Source organism: Nocardia sp. NPDC003693 (genome assembly GCF_053981095.1).
The window spans coordinates 92,823-111,000 of sequence record NZ_JBSFNO010000023.1; the positions used below are offsets into that span (position 1 = coordinate 92,823).

General features: G+C 71.2%; 15 protein-coding genes. 8 read left to right on the forward strand and 7 right to left on the reverse strand.

Features of this window, described 5'->3' with window-relative positions; translation table 11 throughout:
- Positions 1 to 31: 31 nt before the first annotated feature.
- Both ACWDOP_RS24195 and ACWDOP_RS24200 read left to right on the forward strand, forming a co-directional pair.
- A complete protein-coding gene (locus ACWDOP_RS24195; protein WP_456346877.1) occupies positions 32 to 673 on the forward strand; it encodes a LysE family translocator in 642 nt (213 codons plus the stop codon).
- Between the two features lie 119 nt (positions 674 to 792).
- Positions 793 to 2,202, forward strand: coding sequence for a M1 family metallopeptidase (locus ACWDOP_RS24200; RefSeq protein ID WP_456346878.1), 1,410 nt, complete (start codon positions 793 to 795; stop codon positions 2,200 to 2,202).
- A gap of 112 nt (positions 2,203 to 2,314) precedes the next feature.
- On the opposite strand, the gene ACWDOP_RS24205 is transcribed toward ACWDOP_RS24200, so the two are convergent.
- The 3 genes from ACWDOP_RS24205 to ACWDOP_RS24215 form a co-directional block, all read right to left on the reverse strand.
- Positions 2,315 to 2,959, reverse strand: coding sequence for a LysE family translocator (locus ACWDOP_RS24205; protein WP_456346879.1), 645 nt, complete (start codon positions 2,957 to 2,959; stop codon positions 2,315 to 2,317).
- A 328-nt stretch (positions 2,960 to 3,287) separates the two neighbouring features.
- Positions 3,288 to 4,469 (reverse strand): pyridoxal phosphate-dependent aminotransferase, encoded by a 1,182-nt coding sequence (locus ACWDOP_RS24210; protein ID WP_456346880.1) that lies wholly within the window; start codon positions 4,467 to 4,469, stop codon positions 3,288 to 3,290.
- A gap of 139 nt (positions 4,470 to 4,608) precedes the next feature.
- Positions 4,609 to 5,532 (reverse strand): sigma-70 family RNA polymerase sigma factor, encoded by a 924-nt coding sequence (locus ACWDOP_RS24215; RefSeq protein ID WP_454205760.1) that lies wholly within the window; start codon positions 5,530 to 5,532, stop codon positions 4,609 to 4,611.
- A gap of 91 nt (positions 5,533 to 5,623) precedes the next feature.
- Here ACWDOP_RS24215 and ACWDOP_RS24220 point away from each other — a divergent pair, with 91 nt between their 5' ends.
- Together ACWDOP_RS24220 and ACWDOP_RS24225 are read left to right on the forward strand one after the other, a co-directional pair.
- Entirely contained in the window at positions 5,624 to 6,217 is a 594-nt protein-coding gene (locus ACWDOP_RS24220; protein ID WP_454205762.1) for a GNAT family N-acetyltransferase, read from the forward strand.
- Complete coding sequence (locus ACWDOP_RS24225) at positions 6,214 to 6,756, forward strand: class I SAM-dependent methyltransferase (RefSeq protein ID WP_456346881.1); 543 nt, start codon at positions 6,214 to 6,216, stop codon at positions 6,754 to 6,756. The genes ACWDOP_RS24220 and ACWDOP_RS24225 overlap by 4 nt, the downstream gene beginning before the upstream one ends.
- Positions 6,757 to 6,775: 19 nt before the next feature.
- On the opposite strand, the gene ACWDOP_RS24230 is transcribed toward ACWDOP_RS24225, so the two are convergent.
- Together ACWDOP_RS24230 and ACWDOP_RS24235 are read right to left on the reverse strand one after the other, a co-directional pair.
- Positions 6,776 to 7,867, reverse strand: coding sequence for a 3-deoxy-7-phosphoheptulonate synthase (locus ACWDOP_RS24230; protein WP_454205766.1), 1,092 nt, complete (start codon positions 7,865 to 7,867; stop codon positions 6,776 to 6,778).
- A 320-nt stretch (positions 7,868 to 8,187) separates the two neighbouring features.
- The gene (locus ACWDOP_RS24235; protein ID WP_456346882.1) at positions 8,188 to 9,072 is read right to left on the reverse strand and encodes an oxidoreductase; all 885 of its coding nucleotides are present in this window, start codon (positions 9,070 to 9,072) and stop codon (positions 8,188 to 8,190) included.
- A gap of 166 nt (positions 9,073 to 9,238) precedes the next feature.
- Here ACWDOP_RS24235 and ACWDOP_RS24240 point away from each other — a divergent pair, with 166 nt between their 5' ends.
- A complete protein-coding gene (locus tag ACWDOP_RS24240) occupies positions 9,239 to 9,403 on the forward strand; it encodes a DUF5993 family protein (protein ID WP_454205769.1) in 165 nt (54 codons plus the stop codon).
- Complete coding sequence (locus ACWDOP_RS24245) at positions 9,397 to 10,062, forward strand: disulfide bond formation protein B (protein WP_456346883.1); 666 nt, start codon at positions 9,397 to 9,399, stop codon at positions 10,060 to 10,062. The genes ACWDOP_RS24240 and ACWDOP_RS24245 overlap by 7 nt, the downstream gene beginning before the upstream one ends.
- Positions 10,063 to 10,118: 56 nt before the next feature.
- Here the strand turns inward: ACWDOP_RS24245 and ACWDOP_RS24250 are convergent, their stop codons facing one another.
- Entirely contained in the window at positions 10,119 to 13,943 is a 3,825-nt protein-coding gene (locus ACWDOP_RS24250) for a non-ribosomal peptide synthetase (protein WP_456346884.1), read from the reverse strand.
- A gap of 137 nt (positions 13,944 to 14,080) precedes the next feature.
- On the opposite strand from ACWDOP_RS24250, the gene ACWDOP_RS24255 reads away from it, so the two are divergent.
- Together ACWDOP_RS24255 and ACWDOP_RS24260 are read left to right on the forward strand one after the other, a co-directional pair.
- Positions 14,081 to 15,703 carry a (2,3-dihydroxybenzoyl)adenylate synthase gene (locus ACWDOP_RS24255; RefSeq protein WP_456346885.1) on the forward strand — a complete coding sequence of 541 codons (1,623 nt, stop codon included), beginning with the start codon at positions 14,081 to 14,083 and terminating at the stop codon, positions 15,701 to 15,703.
- Positions 15,704 to 15,843: 140 nt separating this feature from the next.
- Complete coding sequence (locus ACWDOP_RS24260) at positions 15,844 to 16,719, forward strand: oxidoreductase (RefSeq protein WP_454205777.1); 876 nt, start codon at positions 15,844 to 15,846, stop codon at positions 16,717 to 16,719.
- Here the strand turns inward: ACWDOP_RS24260 and ACWDOP_RS24265 are convergent, their stop codons facing one another.
- Complete coding sequence (locus tag ACWDOP_RS24265; protein WP_456346886.1) at positions 16,720 to 18,066, reverse strand: salicylate synthase; 1,347 nt, start codon at positions 18,064 to 18,066, stop codon at positions 16,720 to 16,722. It abuts the gene before it with no gap.
- Between the last annotated feature and the right edge of the window lie 112 nt (positions 18,067 to 18,178).

Genomic DNA, 18,178 nt, shown 5'->3' on the forward strand with positions numbered 1-18,178 from the left:
AAGGCTTGTGCCGCTGAGTAGCATCGAGAGGATGATCCCCGGTGCGAATCTGGTGGCCTTCTCGCTGGCCGCCGTGGCCCTGATCGTCATTCCCGGCCCGGGCGTGCTGTTCGTCATCGGCCGCGCGCTCACCCACGGTCGCCGGGCCGCGATGTTCTCGGTGCTCGGCCATTCCGCCGGGGTGCTCGTGGTCCTGCTGTTCGTGGCCGCCGGCCTCGGCGTGGTGATCGCGGCCTCGGCCATCGCGCTCACCATCGTGAAGCTGGCGGGTGCGCTGTATCTGATTCACCTGGGAATTCAGGCGATTCGGCAGCGCCGGTCGCTGCGGGAGGCGTGGGAGTCGCCCGCCGATCCGGGTGAGGGCAAGCGGATGCTGCGGCAGGCGTTCCTGGTCGGGGTGAGCAATCCCAAGGCCATCATCTTCTTCTCGGCGGTGCTGCCGCAGTTCGTGGCGCCCGAGGGCGGGGCGGTGCCGCTGCAGCTGCTCATCTTCGGGTTGATCTTCATCGGCATCGCGCTGGTCTCGGACAGTTCGTGGGCGCTGATGGCCGGGCTCGCCCGGGATTGGTTCGCGCGGTCGCCGAAGCGGCTGGAGGCCGTCGGGGGCGCGGGCGGGGTGATGATCATCGGGCTGGGCGCGAGCGTCGCGGTGTCCGGCAGCGGCGGTCACTGACGGCCTCCGATCGCCCGGGATCCGTGGGCCGCGCGGCGGCGGGTCCCGGGCCCGGCCGTGCGCGGCGGCTAGCATCGGGCTGGTCGGCGATGAACGCCGGAAAGGGGGTTGCGCGGCGCATGAGCGGTAGCAGGTGGCGGCGGTACACGGTGGTCGGCGTCGCGGCGCTGGCCGTGGCGGCCGCGAGCCCGGCGCGGGCGGAGGTGAGCGATCCCTTCACCGGCGCGGCCGGACTCGGGGACCCCTACTATCCGCTGGACGGCAACGGCGGATACGACGCCCGGCACTACGACGTCACGCTCGGCTATGTACCGGAGACCAAGGAGCTGACCGGCTCCACGCGTATCGACGCGACCGCCACCCAGGCCCTGCGCACCTTCAATCTCGACTACAGCGGTCCGCCGGTCTCGCGCGTGCAGGTCAACAATCTGCCGGCGTTCGCCGAGCGCACCGGCGAGCACGAACTGGTGATCACGCCGCTGCTGCCATTGCTGCCGGGGCTGCCGTTCACGGTGCGCGTGGACTACGCGGGGGCGGTGACCGACACCGAGGGCGAGGGCTGGGTGCTCTCCCCGAGCGGCGGGGCGTTCACCGCGGGCGAGCCGCATTCGGCCAGCGCCTGGTATCCGCTCAACGACACCCCTTTGGACAAGGCCACTTTCACGCTGCACGCGACCGTGCCCGCCGAATGGGAGGTCATGTCGATCGGGGCGAAGGTGCGTGACGAGGTGCGCGGCCCGGATCGCACCGTGGATTTCGAGATGCGCCAGCCGGTGATCGGCTACCTCACCACGATCGCCGTGGACCGGTTCGAATTCCTCGAACAGCGGCGCGCCAACGGCACCCCGCTGCTGAGCGCGTTCGCGCCCGAGGCGATGAAGGCGATGGAGACCGAGCGGCGGCTGCCGGAGATCCTGGATTTCAGCGAGGAGTTGTTCGGGCCGTACCCGTTCGACACCGCGGGCGGGATCTACGTGGACACCGAGCTCGAGTTCTCGCTCGAGACCCAGTCCCGGCCGATCTACGCGCCCTGGACCGAGCTCGACACGGTGGTGCACGAGATCGCGCATCAGTGGTGGGGCGATTCGATGTCGATCGAGCAGTGGTCCGACATCTGCCTGAACGAGTGCTTCGCCAGCTACACCGCGGACTACCTGTGGCCCGAGCGCAAGGAGGGCAAGGATGTGGACGCGATGTACCGCGAGACCCTCGACGAGTTCTACGGCAATCCGAAGTTCTGGCGGAACCCGCTCCAGAACCCCGGCGCGGGAAAGGAATTCACCTCGGTGTACTACCGGGGCCCGCTGTTCCTGCACGCGCTGCGCCGCACGGTCGGGGACCCGGTGTTCTTCCCCGCGATCCAGGAGTTCGTGAGCACGCACCGGTTCGGCAACGCCTCGATGCCGGAGTTCCGGAAGTTCATGCAGTCCAGGACGACTCACGACCTGACGGGGTTCTTCGAGGCGTGGCTGGACCGCGAGGAGCCACCCGCCGACGAGTACCTGTACCCGGGCAGCCTGCACCTGTAGTTCCCGAATACGTTCGGCCGCAATGTGATCACCCGGTACGGGTCGTGGGGCTCGTGCCGGCCGAACCGAAGCAGATCGGCCCGCACCGGAAGCCGCCGCGGGCGTGGCCCTCTCAGGCGGGCAGCGGGCGGGTGCGGTCGGTGGCGACCAGCGCGGCCATCGCGCCGAGCACCGTTCCGGTGACGTAGCGCTGGGCGCGCAGCCAGAGCGGGCGGCCGCCGAGGAAGGTCGCGACGGCGCCCGCGCTCAGCACGATGAGGGCGTTCACGGTCAGCGCGACCGCGATCTGCACCGCGCCCAGCGACAGGCTCTGCAACCACACGTGCCCGTTGGCCGGCGCCACGAACTGCGGGATCAGCGCCATGTACATGATGGCGATCTTGGGGTTGAGCAGGTTGGTGACCAGGCCCATGGTGAACAGCCGCCGCGCCGGGTCGGCGGGCAGCGCAGCCGGCGCGAACGCCGAGACCCCGCCCGGCCGCAGCGTTTTCCACGCCAGCCAGCCCAGGTAGGCGGCTCCCGCCAGCTTGAGCGCCAGATACAGTCCAGGCACGACGGCGAACACCGCCGTGATTCCGGCCGTCGCCGCCGCCAGGTAGACCGCGAATCCCACCGCGACCCCCGCCAGCGAGACGAACCCGGCCCGCCGCCCCTGCGACACGGTCCGCGACACCAGATACATCATGTTCGGCCCCGGCGTCAGCACCATCCCCAGCGCCGCCGCCGCAACCCCGAGCACCGCCGCAGTTCCGATCATGGTTCGATCCTGCGCCCCCGGACCCCGGGCTGTCGCGGTCCAGTCCGCAGCCACTGGACCCGGCCCGTAGTCCGGTGACCGCCCCGTGGTTGGTCGCTACGGGCGGCATTCCGGCGCGCACCCCCGCTGGGGCGGGCGCCCGCGAACGCCCTCGAACCGCCGAGACCCACGAAACATCCGGCCCTGCCGGACGACGCCGGTTTACGCGTGATCGGTCGATTCTCTCGCCGTGACGGGCCCTCCGCCGACCAGGCGGAGGGGGCCCCGGACGCTCGGACGCGACGATCCGGTGACCACACGACGACGGATCGTCTTGCCCGACGGTCGATTACCTTGTCGCGACGGACTTTCCGGCGCGGAGGCGGCGGACGCCCTCGGCGATCGTCTCTTCCTTCTTGCAGAAGGTGAAGCGCACCAGGTGGTTCCAGCTCGGTTTGTCGTCGGCGAAGACGCTGACCGGGACCGCGGCCACGCCGAGGCGGGCGGGGAGCTCGCGGCAGAAGTCGTAGGCGTCGGTCGCTCCCAGGGGGGTGATGTCGGCGCAGACGAAATAGGTTCCGTCGCTGCGTTTCACACCGAAACCGGCCTCGGCCAGGGCGGCGGACAGGCGCAGGCGCTTCTCGGAGATGGTGTCGCGCAGGGCCTCGACCCAGTGCTGTTCGTGGGTGAGGGCGTGCGCGATCGCGGGCTGGAAGGGGCCGCCGCCGACGAAGGTGAGGAACTGTTTCGCGGCCAGCACCGCGTCCAGCAGCGGGGCGGGGGCGCAGGCCCAGCCGATCTTCCAGCCGGTGACGCTGAAGGTCTTGGCGGCGCTGGAGATCACGACGGTGCGCTCGTACATGCCGGGCAGGGTCGAGATGCTGTGGTGCGCGTGCCCGTCGAACACCAGGTGCTCGTACGCCTCGTCGGACATGACGTAGAGGTCGTGCTCGATGGCCAGCGCCGCGATGGCGGACAGGTCTGCCCGCGAGAGCACGGTCCCGGTCGGGTTGTGCGGCGAATTCACCAGCAGCATCCGTGTTTTCGGGGTGATGGCGGCGCGCAGGCTGTCCAGGTCGAGGGCGAAGCCGTCGCCGTCGGGCACGAGCCGGGCGGTGCGGCGGTGCGCGCCCGCGAGCGCGACGGCGGCCGCGTAGGAGTCGTAGTAGGGCTCGATGAGCACCACCTCGTCGCCGGGCTCGACCAGGCCGAGAATGGTCGCCGCGATCGCCTCGGTCGCGCCGACCGTCACCAGGATCTGGCTGTCCGGGTCGTAGTGCGTGCCGTAGCGCCGGGCCCGGTCCACCGCGATGGCCTGGCGCAGCGCGGGCACCCCGCGCCCGGGCGGGTACTGGTTGAAGCCGTCGGCGATGGCCTGGCGCGCCACCTCGAGCATGCCCGCGGGCCCGTCGGTGTCCGGGAAACCCTGTCCGAGATTGACCGCGCCGTGCCGGACGGCGAGCTCGGTCATCTCCGCGAAGATCGTCGACGCGTACGGGCGCAGCCGGGCGACGGTGGGAATCTCAGGCATGTCCGGAGAATAGTCGACTCGGGCGCCCCGGCTCGCGGCCCCGGGGCGGCTCGTCACCGGGTGGCGGCGCTCGCACCGCAGCTCAGCGCACCGGGACCGCCGGTTCCGGCACCGCGCGCCGGGTCCCGATCAGCGCGAGCTAATTAGGCAGCCGGATGCCCTTGAGCTTGGCCGGGTTCACCAGATCGTAGATGCCCCAGACCTTTCCGTCGCGGACCGTGTAGCCGTAGATCCGCAGCGGGGTGCCCGGGTAGCCGTTCTCCGAGGCGCGCTCGTGAATGAGCATGCCCAGCTGTCCGTTGACCAGCACGGGTTCGAAGCCGCCGGCCAGCCGTTCGGGGTCGTGGAAGCCGTACCGGGTGCGCAGGCCCAGCCACAGGCGGGTGTTCTTCTCCGCGCCCTCCACGATGTTGATGGCCGTGCCGGTGGTGCCCCCGGCGTCGCCGATGGTGCGCGCGTCCGGATGCAGCGCCGCGATCACGCTGTTCACATCGCCCCGCAGCAGCGCCTCCAGGAATCGCTGCACGGCGAGATTGTGTTCGTCGTCCGAGACCGGTTCCGGCGTGTGCGCCAACGCTTTCCGGGCTCGCACCGCCAATTGCCGGGCGGCCTCGACCGAGATGTCGAGCACGTCGGCGATCTCGTCGAACGGCACGCCGAACCCGTCGTGCAGCACGAAGGCCACCCGCTGCGGCGGGGTCAGCGCGTCCATCACCACCAGCGCGGCGAAACGGCAGTCCTGTTTGCGCACCAGCGCGGCCAGCGGATCGGGGGTGCTGGACGGCGCGGCCGAGGTGACGATGGGTTCGGGCAGCCACTGGCCCACGTACTGTTCGCGGCGCGCGGCGGCGCTGCGCAGCCGGTCCAGGCAGATGCGGCTGACGACCGTGGTGAGCCAGGCCCGCAGGTCCTCGATCTCCGATTGCCGGGCCACGGCCAGGCGCAGCCAGCCCTCCTGCACCGCGTCCTCGGCGTCGGCGACACTGCCCGTGAGCCGGTAGGCCACCGACAGCAGGTGGGACCTGTGGCCTTCGAACAAGTCGGCGAGCAGAGCGGCAACCATCGCTCCGATGCTACGGAGGCGGCCCGGAACGGCCCGCACCGGACCCGCAAACCCGGTGCGCCCGTGCGCGGTTCCGTGTCAGCATGGCCCGGTGGATCCGCAGACGCTCTCGGACGGCCCGCTCCGGCTCTCCCCGCCGACCGTGCACGACATCGACGACATCACCGCCTGCTGTCAGGAGCCGTCGGTGGGCCGCTGGACCACGATGCCGGTCCCCTACCGCCGCAGCGACGCCGAGACGTTCGTGTGCGACGCGGTGATTCCGGGCTGGGCCGCGCGCACCCCCACCTGGGCGCTGCGCCTGGGTGCGCACGGGGCGGTGCGGGGCATGATCGGGCTGGGCCCCAGCGAGTCCCGGCGCGACGACGGCGCGAGCGAGATCGGCTTCTGGCTGGCGCCGGAGCTGCGCGGGCGCGGGCTGATGACCAGGGCCGTGAACCTGGTCTGCGCGGCCGGTTTCGATCCCGGCTTCCTGGGCCTGGTGCGCATCGAATGGCGGGCGCTGGCGGGCAATCACGCCTCGGCCGCGGTGGCCAGGCGCGCGGGCTTCCGCTACGAGGGCCTGCTGCGCGGCGGCACCCTCCAGCGCGGCACCCGCCACGACTGCTGGATAGCGAGCCGCCTGATCAGCGATCCCCCGGGCCCCGCCCCCGCCTGGCCGATCCCCCCGCGGCCGGCCCGATGACCGGCGAGGACCGGTTCGAATGGATCGCGCGGATGATGGACATCCGGGCGAGCGATCGGATCCTGGAGATCGGCGCGGGGTCGAGCCCGTCGGCGGCGTACCTGGCCGCTGGGCTGCGCACCGGCACGCTGGTGGCCGTCGACCGGTCCGCCACCGCGATCGCCCGGTCGGCGAAAAAGCATGCCGCCCTGCTCGATTCGGGCAGGCTGCGCCTGGTCCACGCGGATGTGCCGGACCCGGGCGCGACCGCGCTGCTCCGGGCGGCGGGCGGCCCGTTCGACCGGATCCTGGCGTGCAACGTGAATCTGTTCTGGACTCGCGACGCCGACGGCGGACTCGCGATGGTGCGCGAGCTGCTCGCGCCCGGCGGGATCCTGTATCTCGTGTACGGCTACGGCGGGCCCGACGATCCCCCGGAAAGCCCGAAACCCGCCCCGGCCAAGCTGTTCGGACACTTGTCGGCGGCGGGTTTCGATCAGCGCGTGGTGCGCGCCGGGGACCTGCTGTGCGTCATCGCCACCCCGCGGGGCGGCGAATAACGCTCGGCGGCGCGGGTTTTCAGGCCTGCGCGCGGCGGCGGGCGACGGCGTCGGCCAGGCGGTCGAGCTGCTCGGCGGTGACGTTCCAGTCCAGGCAGGCGTCGGTGATGGACTGGCCGTAGGTGAGTTCCTCGGCCTTGCCCAGGGTGAGATCCTGGCGGCCGGCCACCAGGAAGCTCTCCATCATCAGGCCGACGACGGTGCGCTCGCCGCCCGCGATGCGCTCGGCGATATCGGTGACCACGTCGACCTGCTTGTTGTGGTCCTTGTTGCTGTTGCCGTGGCTGGCGTCGACCACCAGGCGCTGGGGCAGCGACGACTTCTCCAGGCGCAGCAGGGCTTCCGCGCACGAGTCGGCGTCGAAGTTGGTGCCGTTGCTGCCGCCGCGCAGGATCACGTGGCAGTCCGGGTTGCCCGCGGTGCGGATCAGCGCCGAGCGGCCGTCGAGGTCGGTGCCGGGGAAGACGTGGCTGGCCGCCGCGGCGCGCACGCCGTCGACCGCGACCTGGACGTCACCGTCGGTGCCGTTCTTGATGCCGACCGGCATGGACAGCGCGCTGGAGAGCTGACGGTGCACCTGGCTGGCCGCGGTGCGGGCGCCGATGGCGCCGTAGGAGACCAGGTCCGCGATGTACTGCGGGGTGATGGGATCGAGGTATTCCACGGCCATCGGCAGGCCCAGCGCGGTGATGTCCACCAGCAGCTGCCGCCCGACCTGCAGACCGGTGTTGATGTCGAAGCTGCCGTCCAGGTGCGGGTCGTTGATCAGGCCCTTCCACCCGAGCGTGGTGCGCGGCTTCTCGAAGTAGACCCGCATGACCACGTGCAGCCGGTCGCCCAGCTCCTGCGCCTTGGCCGCGAGGCGGCGGGCGTAGTCCATCGCGGCATCGGTGTCGTGCACCGAACACGGGCCGACGATCACCATGAGGCGGTCGTCATCGCCGTTGAGGACATCCACGGTGGCCTTGCGGCCGGCGCGCACGACATCGGCGAGAGTGTCGTCGATGGGATGCGCGGCCCGCACATCGGCGGGCGAGAGCAGCGGGCTCACGCTCAGCGTGCGCTGGTCGTCGAGATCGGCATGCCGTGTCAGATCCGCGGCAACAGTCATGATCGTGGGTTCCTTTTCTCAGGCCGACCCACGCAGAGGATTTTCTTGCGAAACCCCGTGGAGCCGGTCTTGTATCCGGCTCGGGGTGGAGGAAGTCAGCGCAGGTTCACGCCGCTCGGCCCACCCGGGGCCGGCTGGCTAAACCAGAAATACACGCGCTGCATGCCCAGCACCGTACCAGAGATGACATTTCGTGCGTATGGCGTACGACACTGTGTCCATTGCCCTCCGCTTCGCTCCGGGCGGGGGCCGCGGCCCCGAAGTCTCGGCCCTTCGAGCTGGAGCATCGGCCAGGTAGTCGGCGCGGGTGAGGCGCAGAATCAGCGGCGGGTGAAAGGGAAGGTGACCTTGGTCAGTTGTTCGGAGATCTCCCAGAGGCGGCGGGCGGTCACCTCGTCCTTGGCGGCGGTGGTCGAGCCGCTGGGGGCGGGATAGCCGCGCTGGCCCAGGAAACCGCCGGGGCCGTAGAAGCGGCCGGGCTCGGCCTCGGGCGACGTGGCGGCGTAGAGGGTGGGCAGGGCGCCCATCCGGGCGCTCTGGGCGAGAACGCGATTGCCCACGGCCATCAGGACGTCGTAGAAGGAATCGGTGTGCGACTGCAGGCCGGTGGCGGCGTAGCCGGGGTGCGCGGCGAGCGAGAGCTTGGCCGACCCGGCGGCGGTCAGGCGGCGCTGGAGCTCGTAGGCGAACATGAGATTGGCGAGCTTGGACTGGCCGTAGGCGGGCCAGCGCTGATAGCGGCGGCGCTCCCAGTTCGGGTCCGCGAGATCGATCTTGCCGATGGCGTGCAGACCGCTGGACACCGTGACCACCCGATCGCGGATCCGGTCCAGTAGCAGCCCGGTCAGCGCGAAGTGGCCGAGATGGTTTGTGCCGAACTGGGTTTCGAACCCGTCGACGGTGCGCCCGGCGGGCACGCCCATGACGCCGGCGTTGTTGATCAGCACGTCGACCGCGTCGAGCGAGTCGGCGAACTCCCGGACCGAGGCCAGATCGGCCAGATCCAGGCGGCGCACCTGGGCGCCGTGGCCGATCTCGTCGGCGACGCCGCGAGCCTTGATCTCGTTGCGGCAGGCCATGATCACCTGCGCACCCGCTCGCGCCAGCGCGCCCGCGGTGACCTTGCCGAGCCCGCTGTTGGCGCCCGTCACGACGATCGTCCGACCGGTCTGATCCGGGATGTCCGCGAAGTCCCAACCACTCACCGGATCGAGTTTAGGGGGGTCCGGGTACCGCCGCCGGGTGTCGAATCCAACAGGCTCGCGGGTGTCGGTAGCCGACTATTCACCATCGGATTCAGAGTGCGGCACGAGCGGCGTGTCCGCACATCTTTTACCGGCCTGCACCAGCAGGAGATGTAGCGTCCGCGACATGGACACGCTCATACTCGCGGGTTTGCTGTGCGTGCTGTTCCTGATCTTCCGGGAAAGTTCCCGGCGGTCTGTTCTGACCGGCTGGTTCCTCGCCCTCCTCGCGTGCGGCCTCCTGCTGAAGCTGCACATCACCAGCTCGCTCGGACTGGGGCTGACATGGTGACCGGCACCGCCCCCGCGACCGACGCCGGGGCCACCGGCGCGCTCGGGCAGGTGCAGTACTGGCTGGCCGTCATCTTCGTGATCGGCTGGGCGGGCGTGGTCTGCGGCGGGCTCGGCTTCCAGTTCGGCAACTGGGAGTACCCGTGCCCGCTGTGCATGCTGCAGCGCTACTTCATGATGCTGGCCGCACTGGGCGGGGCCTACATCGTCCGCAAGGGCATGAACGGGCGTATCGCGCAGCGCGACTACGCGGTCGGCTGGGGCCTGGCGATCGTGGCGTGCTTCGGTGGCGGCTTCACCGCCTGGCGCCAGACCATGCTGCACATCCTGCCGGGCGACAAGGGGTACGGCGGCGCGTATCTGGGCCTGCACCTGTACGTCTGGGCGCTGGTGCTGTTCGTCGCGGCCGTCACCACCATCGGTGTGGTGCTGGCGTTCTCGCACAGCACCGCCGCGACCGATATCCCATCGCGTCCGCATCGCGCGATCGGCGCGGCCGCGCTCGGCTTCCTGGCGCTGCTGATCGCGGTGAATCTGGTGGCGACGTTCTTCCTGGAGGGCTTCCACTGGAAGCTGCCCGACGATCCGGCTTGCTATCAGCTGCCGCACGATCTCGGCCTGCTGCACGACGGTTGCGTGCTGCCCGGCAACGCACAGTGACCCCCGCGCCGAAACAGGCACGGGGATCACCGTTTTCGCAGGAGAGTTGTCAGCTCTCAGGAGTGTGAGAGCACCTCGTCGTCGGTCATGGCGGCCACCTCGAGGTAGAGCGCGGCGACCTGGGCCAGGCGGCCCGCCTGGCCCGCGCGGCGCTCGCGATCGAGCAGGCGCGCGGTCAGGCCGGTGACGGTCCGGGCGGCGAAGAAGTCCGCCACCACCGCGTCGGGCGACTCCAGCCAATCGCGAACGCGGGCGATGACGGCGGTGGCCAGCACCGAATCGCCGCCCAGGGCGAAGAAGTCGTCGGTCGCGCCGACCCGGTCGCGATCGAGCACGGTCGCCACGATGTCGGCCACCGCGCGCTCGGGATCGGTTGCGGGCGCGACGAATTCGCCGACCTCGTCCTCGACCGCGAGCAGCCCCGCGATGGCCTTGCGGTCCGGCTTGCCGTTCGAGGTGAACGGCAGCTCGGCGAGCAGCTCCACCCGACTGGGGATCATGTACGCGGGCAGCAGCTCGCCGACCGCGGTCAGCAGCTCCGGAACCGCCAGGGCCACACCGTCGTTGGGCACCACGACGGCGCTCAGCTTCGGCGCGGCGGTGCCGATGATCGCCGCGATGGCGTGCCGGACGCCGGGCAGCGCGCGCAGGGCGCTCTCCACCTCGCCCAGCTCCACGCGGTAGCCGCGGATCTTCACCTGGTGGTCGGCGCGGCCGAGGAACTCCAGCCCGCCGTCGGGCAGATACCGCGCGAGATCGCCGGTGCGGTACCAGTTCAGGCCCTCGTGGACGACGAAGCGGTCCGCGGTGCGCTCGGGATCGTTGCGGTAGCCCGCGGCCACGCCGTCGCCGCCGATCCACAGTTCGCCGGTGACCCAGTCGGGGCAGTCGTTGCCGGACGGGCCGACCACCCGGCAGCGCACGTTGCGCAGCGGGGTGCCGTAGGGCACCGCCGACCATTCGGCGGGCACCGCCGCGCCGACGACCTCGCAGATGGTGGAGTGGATGGCGGTCTCGGTCGCACCGCCCAGGCCCGCGAAACGGGCCCGCGGCGCCACCGCGGCCAGGCGGCCGGGCAGGGCCACGTCGACCCAGTCACCGCCCAGGATCACCATGCGCAGGCTGTCGAGCGGCTGTCCGGCGGCGGCCTCCAGCGTCATGTCCAGCAGGCTGGGCACGCAGTTCAGCACCGAGACCCCGTGTGCGCGCAGCAGTTCCACCCAGCGGGCCGGATCGGTGCGCTGGGTGTCGTTCACCGCGACGACCGCGCCGCCGACGCTCAGCAGGCCGAAGATGTCGTACACCGACAGGTCGAACTCGAGCGCGGACAGCGCCAGCGCCCGGTCCGCGACCCCGATCTCGAAGCGTTCGTTGAGGTCGTCGATGGTGTTCATGGCGGCGCGATGCGGCACCTCCACGCCCTTGGGCTTGCCCGTCGAGCCGGAGGTGAACAGCACGTAGGCGATGCCCTCGGGGTCGCCGATCACCGGCTCCGCCAACGGTTCCGGGTACACGCGGGCGTCGGCGAGGGCGAGGGTCGGCACCTCGGGCACCACGGCGCCGGCGGTCAGCGCCGCGACCACCGCGCCGGTGCGCAGGATCTCCGCCCGGCGCGCGGCGGGCTGGTCGAAGCCGATCGGCACGTACACGCCGCCCGCGGCCAGCACGCCCACGGTCGCCACGATCTGGTCCGGCCCCTTGGGCAGCTGCACGGCGACGGCGTCGCCGGGCCGCACCCCGGCCGCCCGCAGCGCGCCCGCGATGGCCAGCGCCTGCGCGGCCAGGCCGCCGTAGGTGAGCGTTTCCACGACTCGGTCCGCGTCGGCGGACTGCCCTTGCCCCGCAGCACCGTTCGTGTCGGCGCTGCCGTTCGAAGCCACACCGGCGTCCGAGGCCGCGCTGCCGCTCGCGGCCGGGCTGCCGTTCGCAGCCGCGCCGCTGTTCGAGGCCGGGCTGCTGTTCGAGGCCGGGCTGCCGTTCGCAGCCGCGCCGCTGTTCGAGGCCGGGTTGCCGTTCGCGGCATCGACCGCCGAGCCGGCGACGATCCCCGCCGCGGTCGCGTCGCGCTCCCAGATCACCGCGGGCGCGCCGGGGTTCGCCGCGGCGTGGTCGAACAGGCCGGTGTGCAGGGCGCGGCCGGTGACCGGGCCGTCGGTGGCGTTCACCTGAGCGCGAATCACGGCCTGTTCCAGGGGGATCCGGACCGCGGCGTCGGCGTCCCAGCCCGCGCCGCCGGCCGGGCCGAGTTCGCGGCCGTCGGCGTCCACCTCGGCCAGGCGCAGCACGGCGTCGATGTAGCGGGCGAACATGGTCTCGACCATGGCCGCGGGGAACGCGTCCGCGCGGATGTCCCAGTTCAGCAGCAGGCCGCCGCCGACCTCGGTGACCTGGGCGTCCAGCAGCACCTGCGGGCCCTGGGAGATGATCCAGACCGGGTCGCCGAAGGTCTCGGTGACCTGCTCGGAGAACAGCTCGCCGAGGTTGATGGCGCTGGTGTAGACGATCGGCGCGAGCACCGGCTCACCGCGAAGACGGCCCAGATCGCGCAGCACCTCGAGGCCGGAGTAGCCCGAATGCGAACCGGCGGCGTGCAATTCGCGCTGCAGGGCCTGGGCGCGCTCGGTGACGGTGGCGGGCGCGGTCACGTCGACCTCGAGCAGCACCGAGGAGGTGAAGTCGCCGACGACGCCGTCGACCCGCGGATGCACCGGTTCCCGGTGGAACAGCGGCAGATTCAGCAGGAACCGGCGCTGGGCGGACCAGCCGCCGATGGTCTCGGCGAACACCGAGGCCAGCGCCATCGCCGGGGTGATGCCGCGCGAGTGCGCGGCGGCGAACACCCGCGCCTTGGCGTCGGGCGAGAGCCGGCGGTGCAGGCGCACGGTGCGCGCGGCGGTGTCGCCCGCCGCGGTGGCGAGCGGAAGCTCGGGCGCGCCGGCGAGTTCGGGCAGTCGCCGCTGCCACCACTCCCGGTCGGCCTCGTGCTCCGGCGCGGCGGCGGCGTGCCGCTCCAGGTATTCACGGAAGGTGTAGTCCTGCGCGGGCAGCTGCTCACCGTGGTAGAGCCGGGCGAGATCGGCGACCAGGATGCGGTAGCTCATGGCGTCGGCGGCCAGCATGTCCACGTCCAGGTGCAGGCGGGTGCGCCCGTCCGGCAGCAGGGTCAGCGCGATGTCGATGACCTGGCCGTCCTCGACCGCCATGAGCTGGTGGGTGCGCTTGTCCCGCAACTGTTCCAGCGTCTGCTCGGCGGTCTCGGCGTCGGCGGCGCGCAGGTCGGTCAGGCTCCACACCGGGCGGCCCGGGCGGTCCAGGGTCTGCTGGGTGCCGTCGCCCAAAAAGCGGGTGCGCAGCATGGGGTGGCGCTGGATCAGGGCGGCGGCGGCGGTTTCCAGCCGACCGGCGTCCACGTCCGCGCCGTCGAATTCCACGTACAGGTGCGCGGCGACCGCGCCCAGCTGCTGGCCCTCGCCGCGGCCGACCCAGTACGCGTGCTGCATGGGGGCGAGGCCGAAGGGGGTGCCGTCGTCGGCAAGCGCGGCGGCGGGCTCGGCGGCAAAGGCAGGCTCGGCGGCGGCAGGCTCGGCAGCGCCGGCCGGTTCAGCGGCGGCCGGTTCGTCGGCAGCCGGTTCGTCGGAACCGCCCAGCAGCAGATGCCAGGCCGCGACGCTGGGCTCGGCGGCGAGCTGGGCGAAGTTCACCGGCAGCCCGCGCTTACGCCAGGAGCCCGCGAGCTTCATGGTGCGGATGGAGTCCAGACCGAGTTGAATGAGGTCGTCGTGGTCGGCGATGGCGTCCGGTTCGAGGCCGAGGTGCCCGGCGACCGCGGCCCGGATCTCGTCCCTGGCGATGGTCGCGCCCGCGCCCTGCGATGACTCCATTTCCGCTGGTACTCCTTGTCTCGTGCCAATCCCGAGCCGGGATGGCCGGATGGGTTCGGAAGGAGCCTAACCCATTGAGATAGGGTTGCCTAACCTTTGTAATGAGACCCTTATCCCCTTTACGCGAGGCCTGAGCAGTGACATCGAATCCCACCGCCGCACCGGATCACCGTGCCGGCTTCGTTCCCTTTCCCCCCGAATTCGCCGAGCGGTACCGGCGCGAGGGCTACTGGGCGGGCACCCCGCTCGGGGAGCTGCTGCGCGCCGCCGCGGCGAAGTGGCCCGAGCACACGGCCCTGGTGCCCGGCGCGGACGGCGCCGGAGCGACCTACGCCGAACTCGACGCGGCCGCCGATCGCGCGGCGCACGGGCTGCTCGCACTCGGCATCGCGCCCGGCGACCGCGTCGTGGTGCAGCTGCCCAACACCCCCGAGTTCATCACGGTGCTGTTCGGCCTGCTGCGCGCCGGCATCATCCCGGTGCTGACCCTGCCCGCGCATCGCCGGGCCGAGATCGAGCACCTCACCAACCTGTCCGGCGCGGTCGCCTACGTGATCGCGGACCGCGCGGGCGATTTCGACTACCGCGTCCTGGCCGCCGAGGTCCGGGCCGCGGCGCCCACCCTGCGGCACGTACTGGTGCTCGGCGATCCGGGCGAGTTCACCGATCTGAACAGCGTTCGGGCCGACGGGGATTCGCTGCCCGAGGTCGACGCCTCCGATATCGCGCTCATGCTGGTCTCCGGCGGCACGACCGGCCTGCCCAAGCTCATCGCGCGCACCCACGACGACTACGCCTACAACGCGAAGGCCAGCGCCGAGGTGTGCGAACTCGGTCCCGAGGACGTCTACCTCGCGACGCTGCCGGTGGCGCACAACTTCCCGCTCGCCTGCCCGGGCGTGCTCGGCACCATCGCCACCGGCGGCGCCATCGCCTTCGTCACCGATCCCAGCCCGGAGAACGCCTTCGCCGCCATCGAGCGGCACGGGGTCACCGTCACCGCCGTGGTGCCGCCGCTGGCGCAGCTGTGGTCCGCCGCGGTGGACTGGGAGGACGCGGATATCTCGACGCTGCGCCTGCTCCAGGTCGGCGGCGCGCGGTTGGCCGAAGTCAATGCGCGCGAAGTGGTTCCGGCGCTGAACGTGCGGCTGCAGCAGGTCTTCGGCATGGCCGAGGGACTGCTCAACTACACCCGCGCGGAAGACTCGGACGACCTGGTGTGCACCACCCAGGGCCGCCCGCTCTCCCCCGCCGACGAGGTGCGCGTGGTCGACGGCGAGGGCAACGACGTCGCGCCGGGCGAGGAGGGCGAACTGCTGACCCGGGGTCCCTACACCCTGCGCGGGTACTACCGTGCGCCGGAACACAATGCGCGCGCGTTCACCCCCGACGGCTTCTACCGCAGCGGCGATCTGGTGCGGCAGCTGCCGAGCGGGCACCTCATCGTCTCGGGCCGCATCAAGGACGTGATCAACCGCGGCGGCGAGAATATTTCCTGCGACGAACTCGAGGAGCATCTGCTCGCCTACCCAGGTGTGCGGCACGCGGCGGCGGTCGGACTGCCCGACGCGGTGCTCGGCGAAAAGGCGTGCGCGGTACTGGTGGTCGAGGACGCGATGCCCTCGCTCGCCGAGATCAAGACCTTCCTGACCGGGCGCGGACTGGCGACGTACAAGCTGCCGGACGTGCTGCGCCAGGCCGACACACTGCCCGTCACCGCGGTCGGCAAGATCGACAAGAAGGCGCTGCGCGGGGCCTGAGACCCGCGCCGGGATACGCGCGAGCACGAAACGCGCGCGTGCGTATCCCGATCGCCGCGCTTCGAATCTTTTGTGCGCGTGTGAATTTCCGCACCGCACTTCCACGGGCGCGCGAGCCCGGAGCGTCATAGAGTGATGCTATGGGCGGCTGGAACACAGCGAACATTCCCGACCTGACCGGGCGGACGTACATCGTCACCGGGGCCACGAGCGGGCTGGGCGCGGCCACCGCGCGCGGTCTGGCCGGGGCCGGCGCCCAGGTGATCATGGCCTGCCGCAACGAGGTCAAGGCCCAGGCGGTCGCGCACACCATCACCGGCGGGCGGGTCCAGATCCGGGCCCTGGACCTGGCGGACCTGGGCTCGGTGCGCGCCTTCGCCGACTCGATCGAGCACGCGCACGTCCTGATCAACAACGCCGGGGTGATGGCCGTGCCCCGGGGCCGCACCGCCGACGGCTTCGAAACGCATTTCGGCACGAACTTTCTCGGGCACTTCGCGCTGACCGGCCTACTGCTGGAACGGATTTCCGATCGCGTGGTGAACGTTTCCAGCCACACCCACTACATCGGGCGCATCGACCTCGAGGACCCGCACTGGGAACGGCGCGCCTACAGCCGATTCGGCGCCTACGCCCAGACCAAACTGGCGCTGCTGCAGTTCACCTACGAACTCCAGCGCCGGTTCGACGCCGCCGGATCGGCGCGGCTCGCGGTGGCCGCACATCCGGGCTACGCCGCCACCGAGATCAACTCCAAGGCCGAGAACTTCCTCGAGCAGTTCATCGCCGTCGGCAATCGGGTGCTGGCCCAGAGCGTCGAGATGGGCGCGCTGCCAACGCTGTACGCGGCCGCCGCGGCCGCCCGGCCGGGCGCGTACTACGGGCCGGGCTCCTGGTGGGGCTGGCGCGGGCATCCGGTCGAGACCGAGTCCAGCGCCGCCTCGCACGACGAGAAAACCGCCCGTCAGCTCTGTGAGCTGGCCGAGCGGTCGACGGGGGTGGAACTGCCGGTGTGATCAGTCCCGTTCGGGCGCGCGCACCACGTAGGGCGCGACGCTGCCGAGCTTCTCGCAGGTTTCCTCGAACTCGCGCTCGGGCCGGGACTGCCCGACCACGCCCGCGCCCGCGCGCAGCCACGCGTCCGCGCCGCTCTGGTAGACCGCGCGCAGCACCAGCGTGGCCTCGAGCGCACCGTCCGGCGACACCGTCACCACGGCACCGGAATACAGTCCGCGCGGGTCGTGATCCAGGCGGAACACCGCGTCGACGCCGGCGGCCTTCGGGATGCCGGAGGCGGTGACCGAGGGGAAGAGCATTTCCAGCGCGTCCCACGGGCTGCGGTCGGCGGCCAGCCGGCCCTGCACCGTGGAGGCCAGGTGCTGCACGCTGCCGCGCTCGCGCACCGCCATGAAGTCCGAGACCGCGGTGGTCTCGGGCTCGGCGACCGCGGCGATCTCGGAGAAGGATGTCTGTACCGAAATCGCGTGCTCGACAATCTCCTTGGGGTCGCTGAGCAGATCGGCGCGAGCCGCCATGTCGAGGTCGGCGCCGCGACCGAAGGCGCGGGTGCCGGCCAGTGGCTCAGTGGTGACCACGCGGGCGCTGTCGACCGAGGCGACCAGCTCCGGGCTGAACCCGGCGGCTTCGAGGCCACCCAGGCGCAGCAGGAACGACCGGGCCGGGGTGTTGTTGGCGCGGCCGAGGCGGTAGGTGGCCGGAACGTCCACCGCGAAGGGCAGTTCCACCTTCCGCGACAGGATGACCTTCTGGTACTTGCCGCTGTTGATCTCCTCTACGCCGGTGGCCACGCGATCGGCGTAGCCGGTCGGGTCCACGGTCACGTCGACCGGATGCGCCACCGGCAGCGCGGTGCCCTGCGAGGCCGCGATCAGCTCGTGGATCTCGGAGGTCTCCGCGGGCGAGGCGCCGGACACCCGCACACCGGCGGCGTCGATGCGGACCTCGATGCGGGGAATCATCAGGTGTGCCAGGGTGGCCCGGGGGTGCACGTGCGCGGTCGCGCCCAGCGACCACGCGCAGAACTCGAAACCGATCCAGCCGTACGCGTTCCGGGCGCCCAGCGGCAGTGCGGCGAGCGCGCGATCCACGGCCTGCGCGGGACTGCCGTCCCACGCGCCGGTGGTGATGTTCCCTTCCCAGGAAACGCGCAGCTCGTCCGCGTCCAGCTCGACTCCGCCGATCGGATCCGCGGCGAAAACCCATGCGCCGGGGCGTTCGTAGACTACGTATTCACCGAAACGTTCCGTAGCTGCCAGCGCGGACACCGCCGCGACCGGATCGGTGACGTACTCGCCCCAGCGCTGCTCGCCATCGAGCCGTACCCGTTCGTCCGTGGCCGACACCAGACCTCCAAGGTTATGCTTACCTTACTTTAAGGAGTGAGGTTAGCATTACCTTTCCGTTTATGGCGAAGTCGGCCGCCATGGGCAATATCACCTCTGCCCGAGTCCGCGC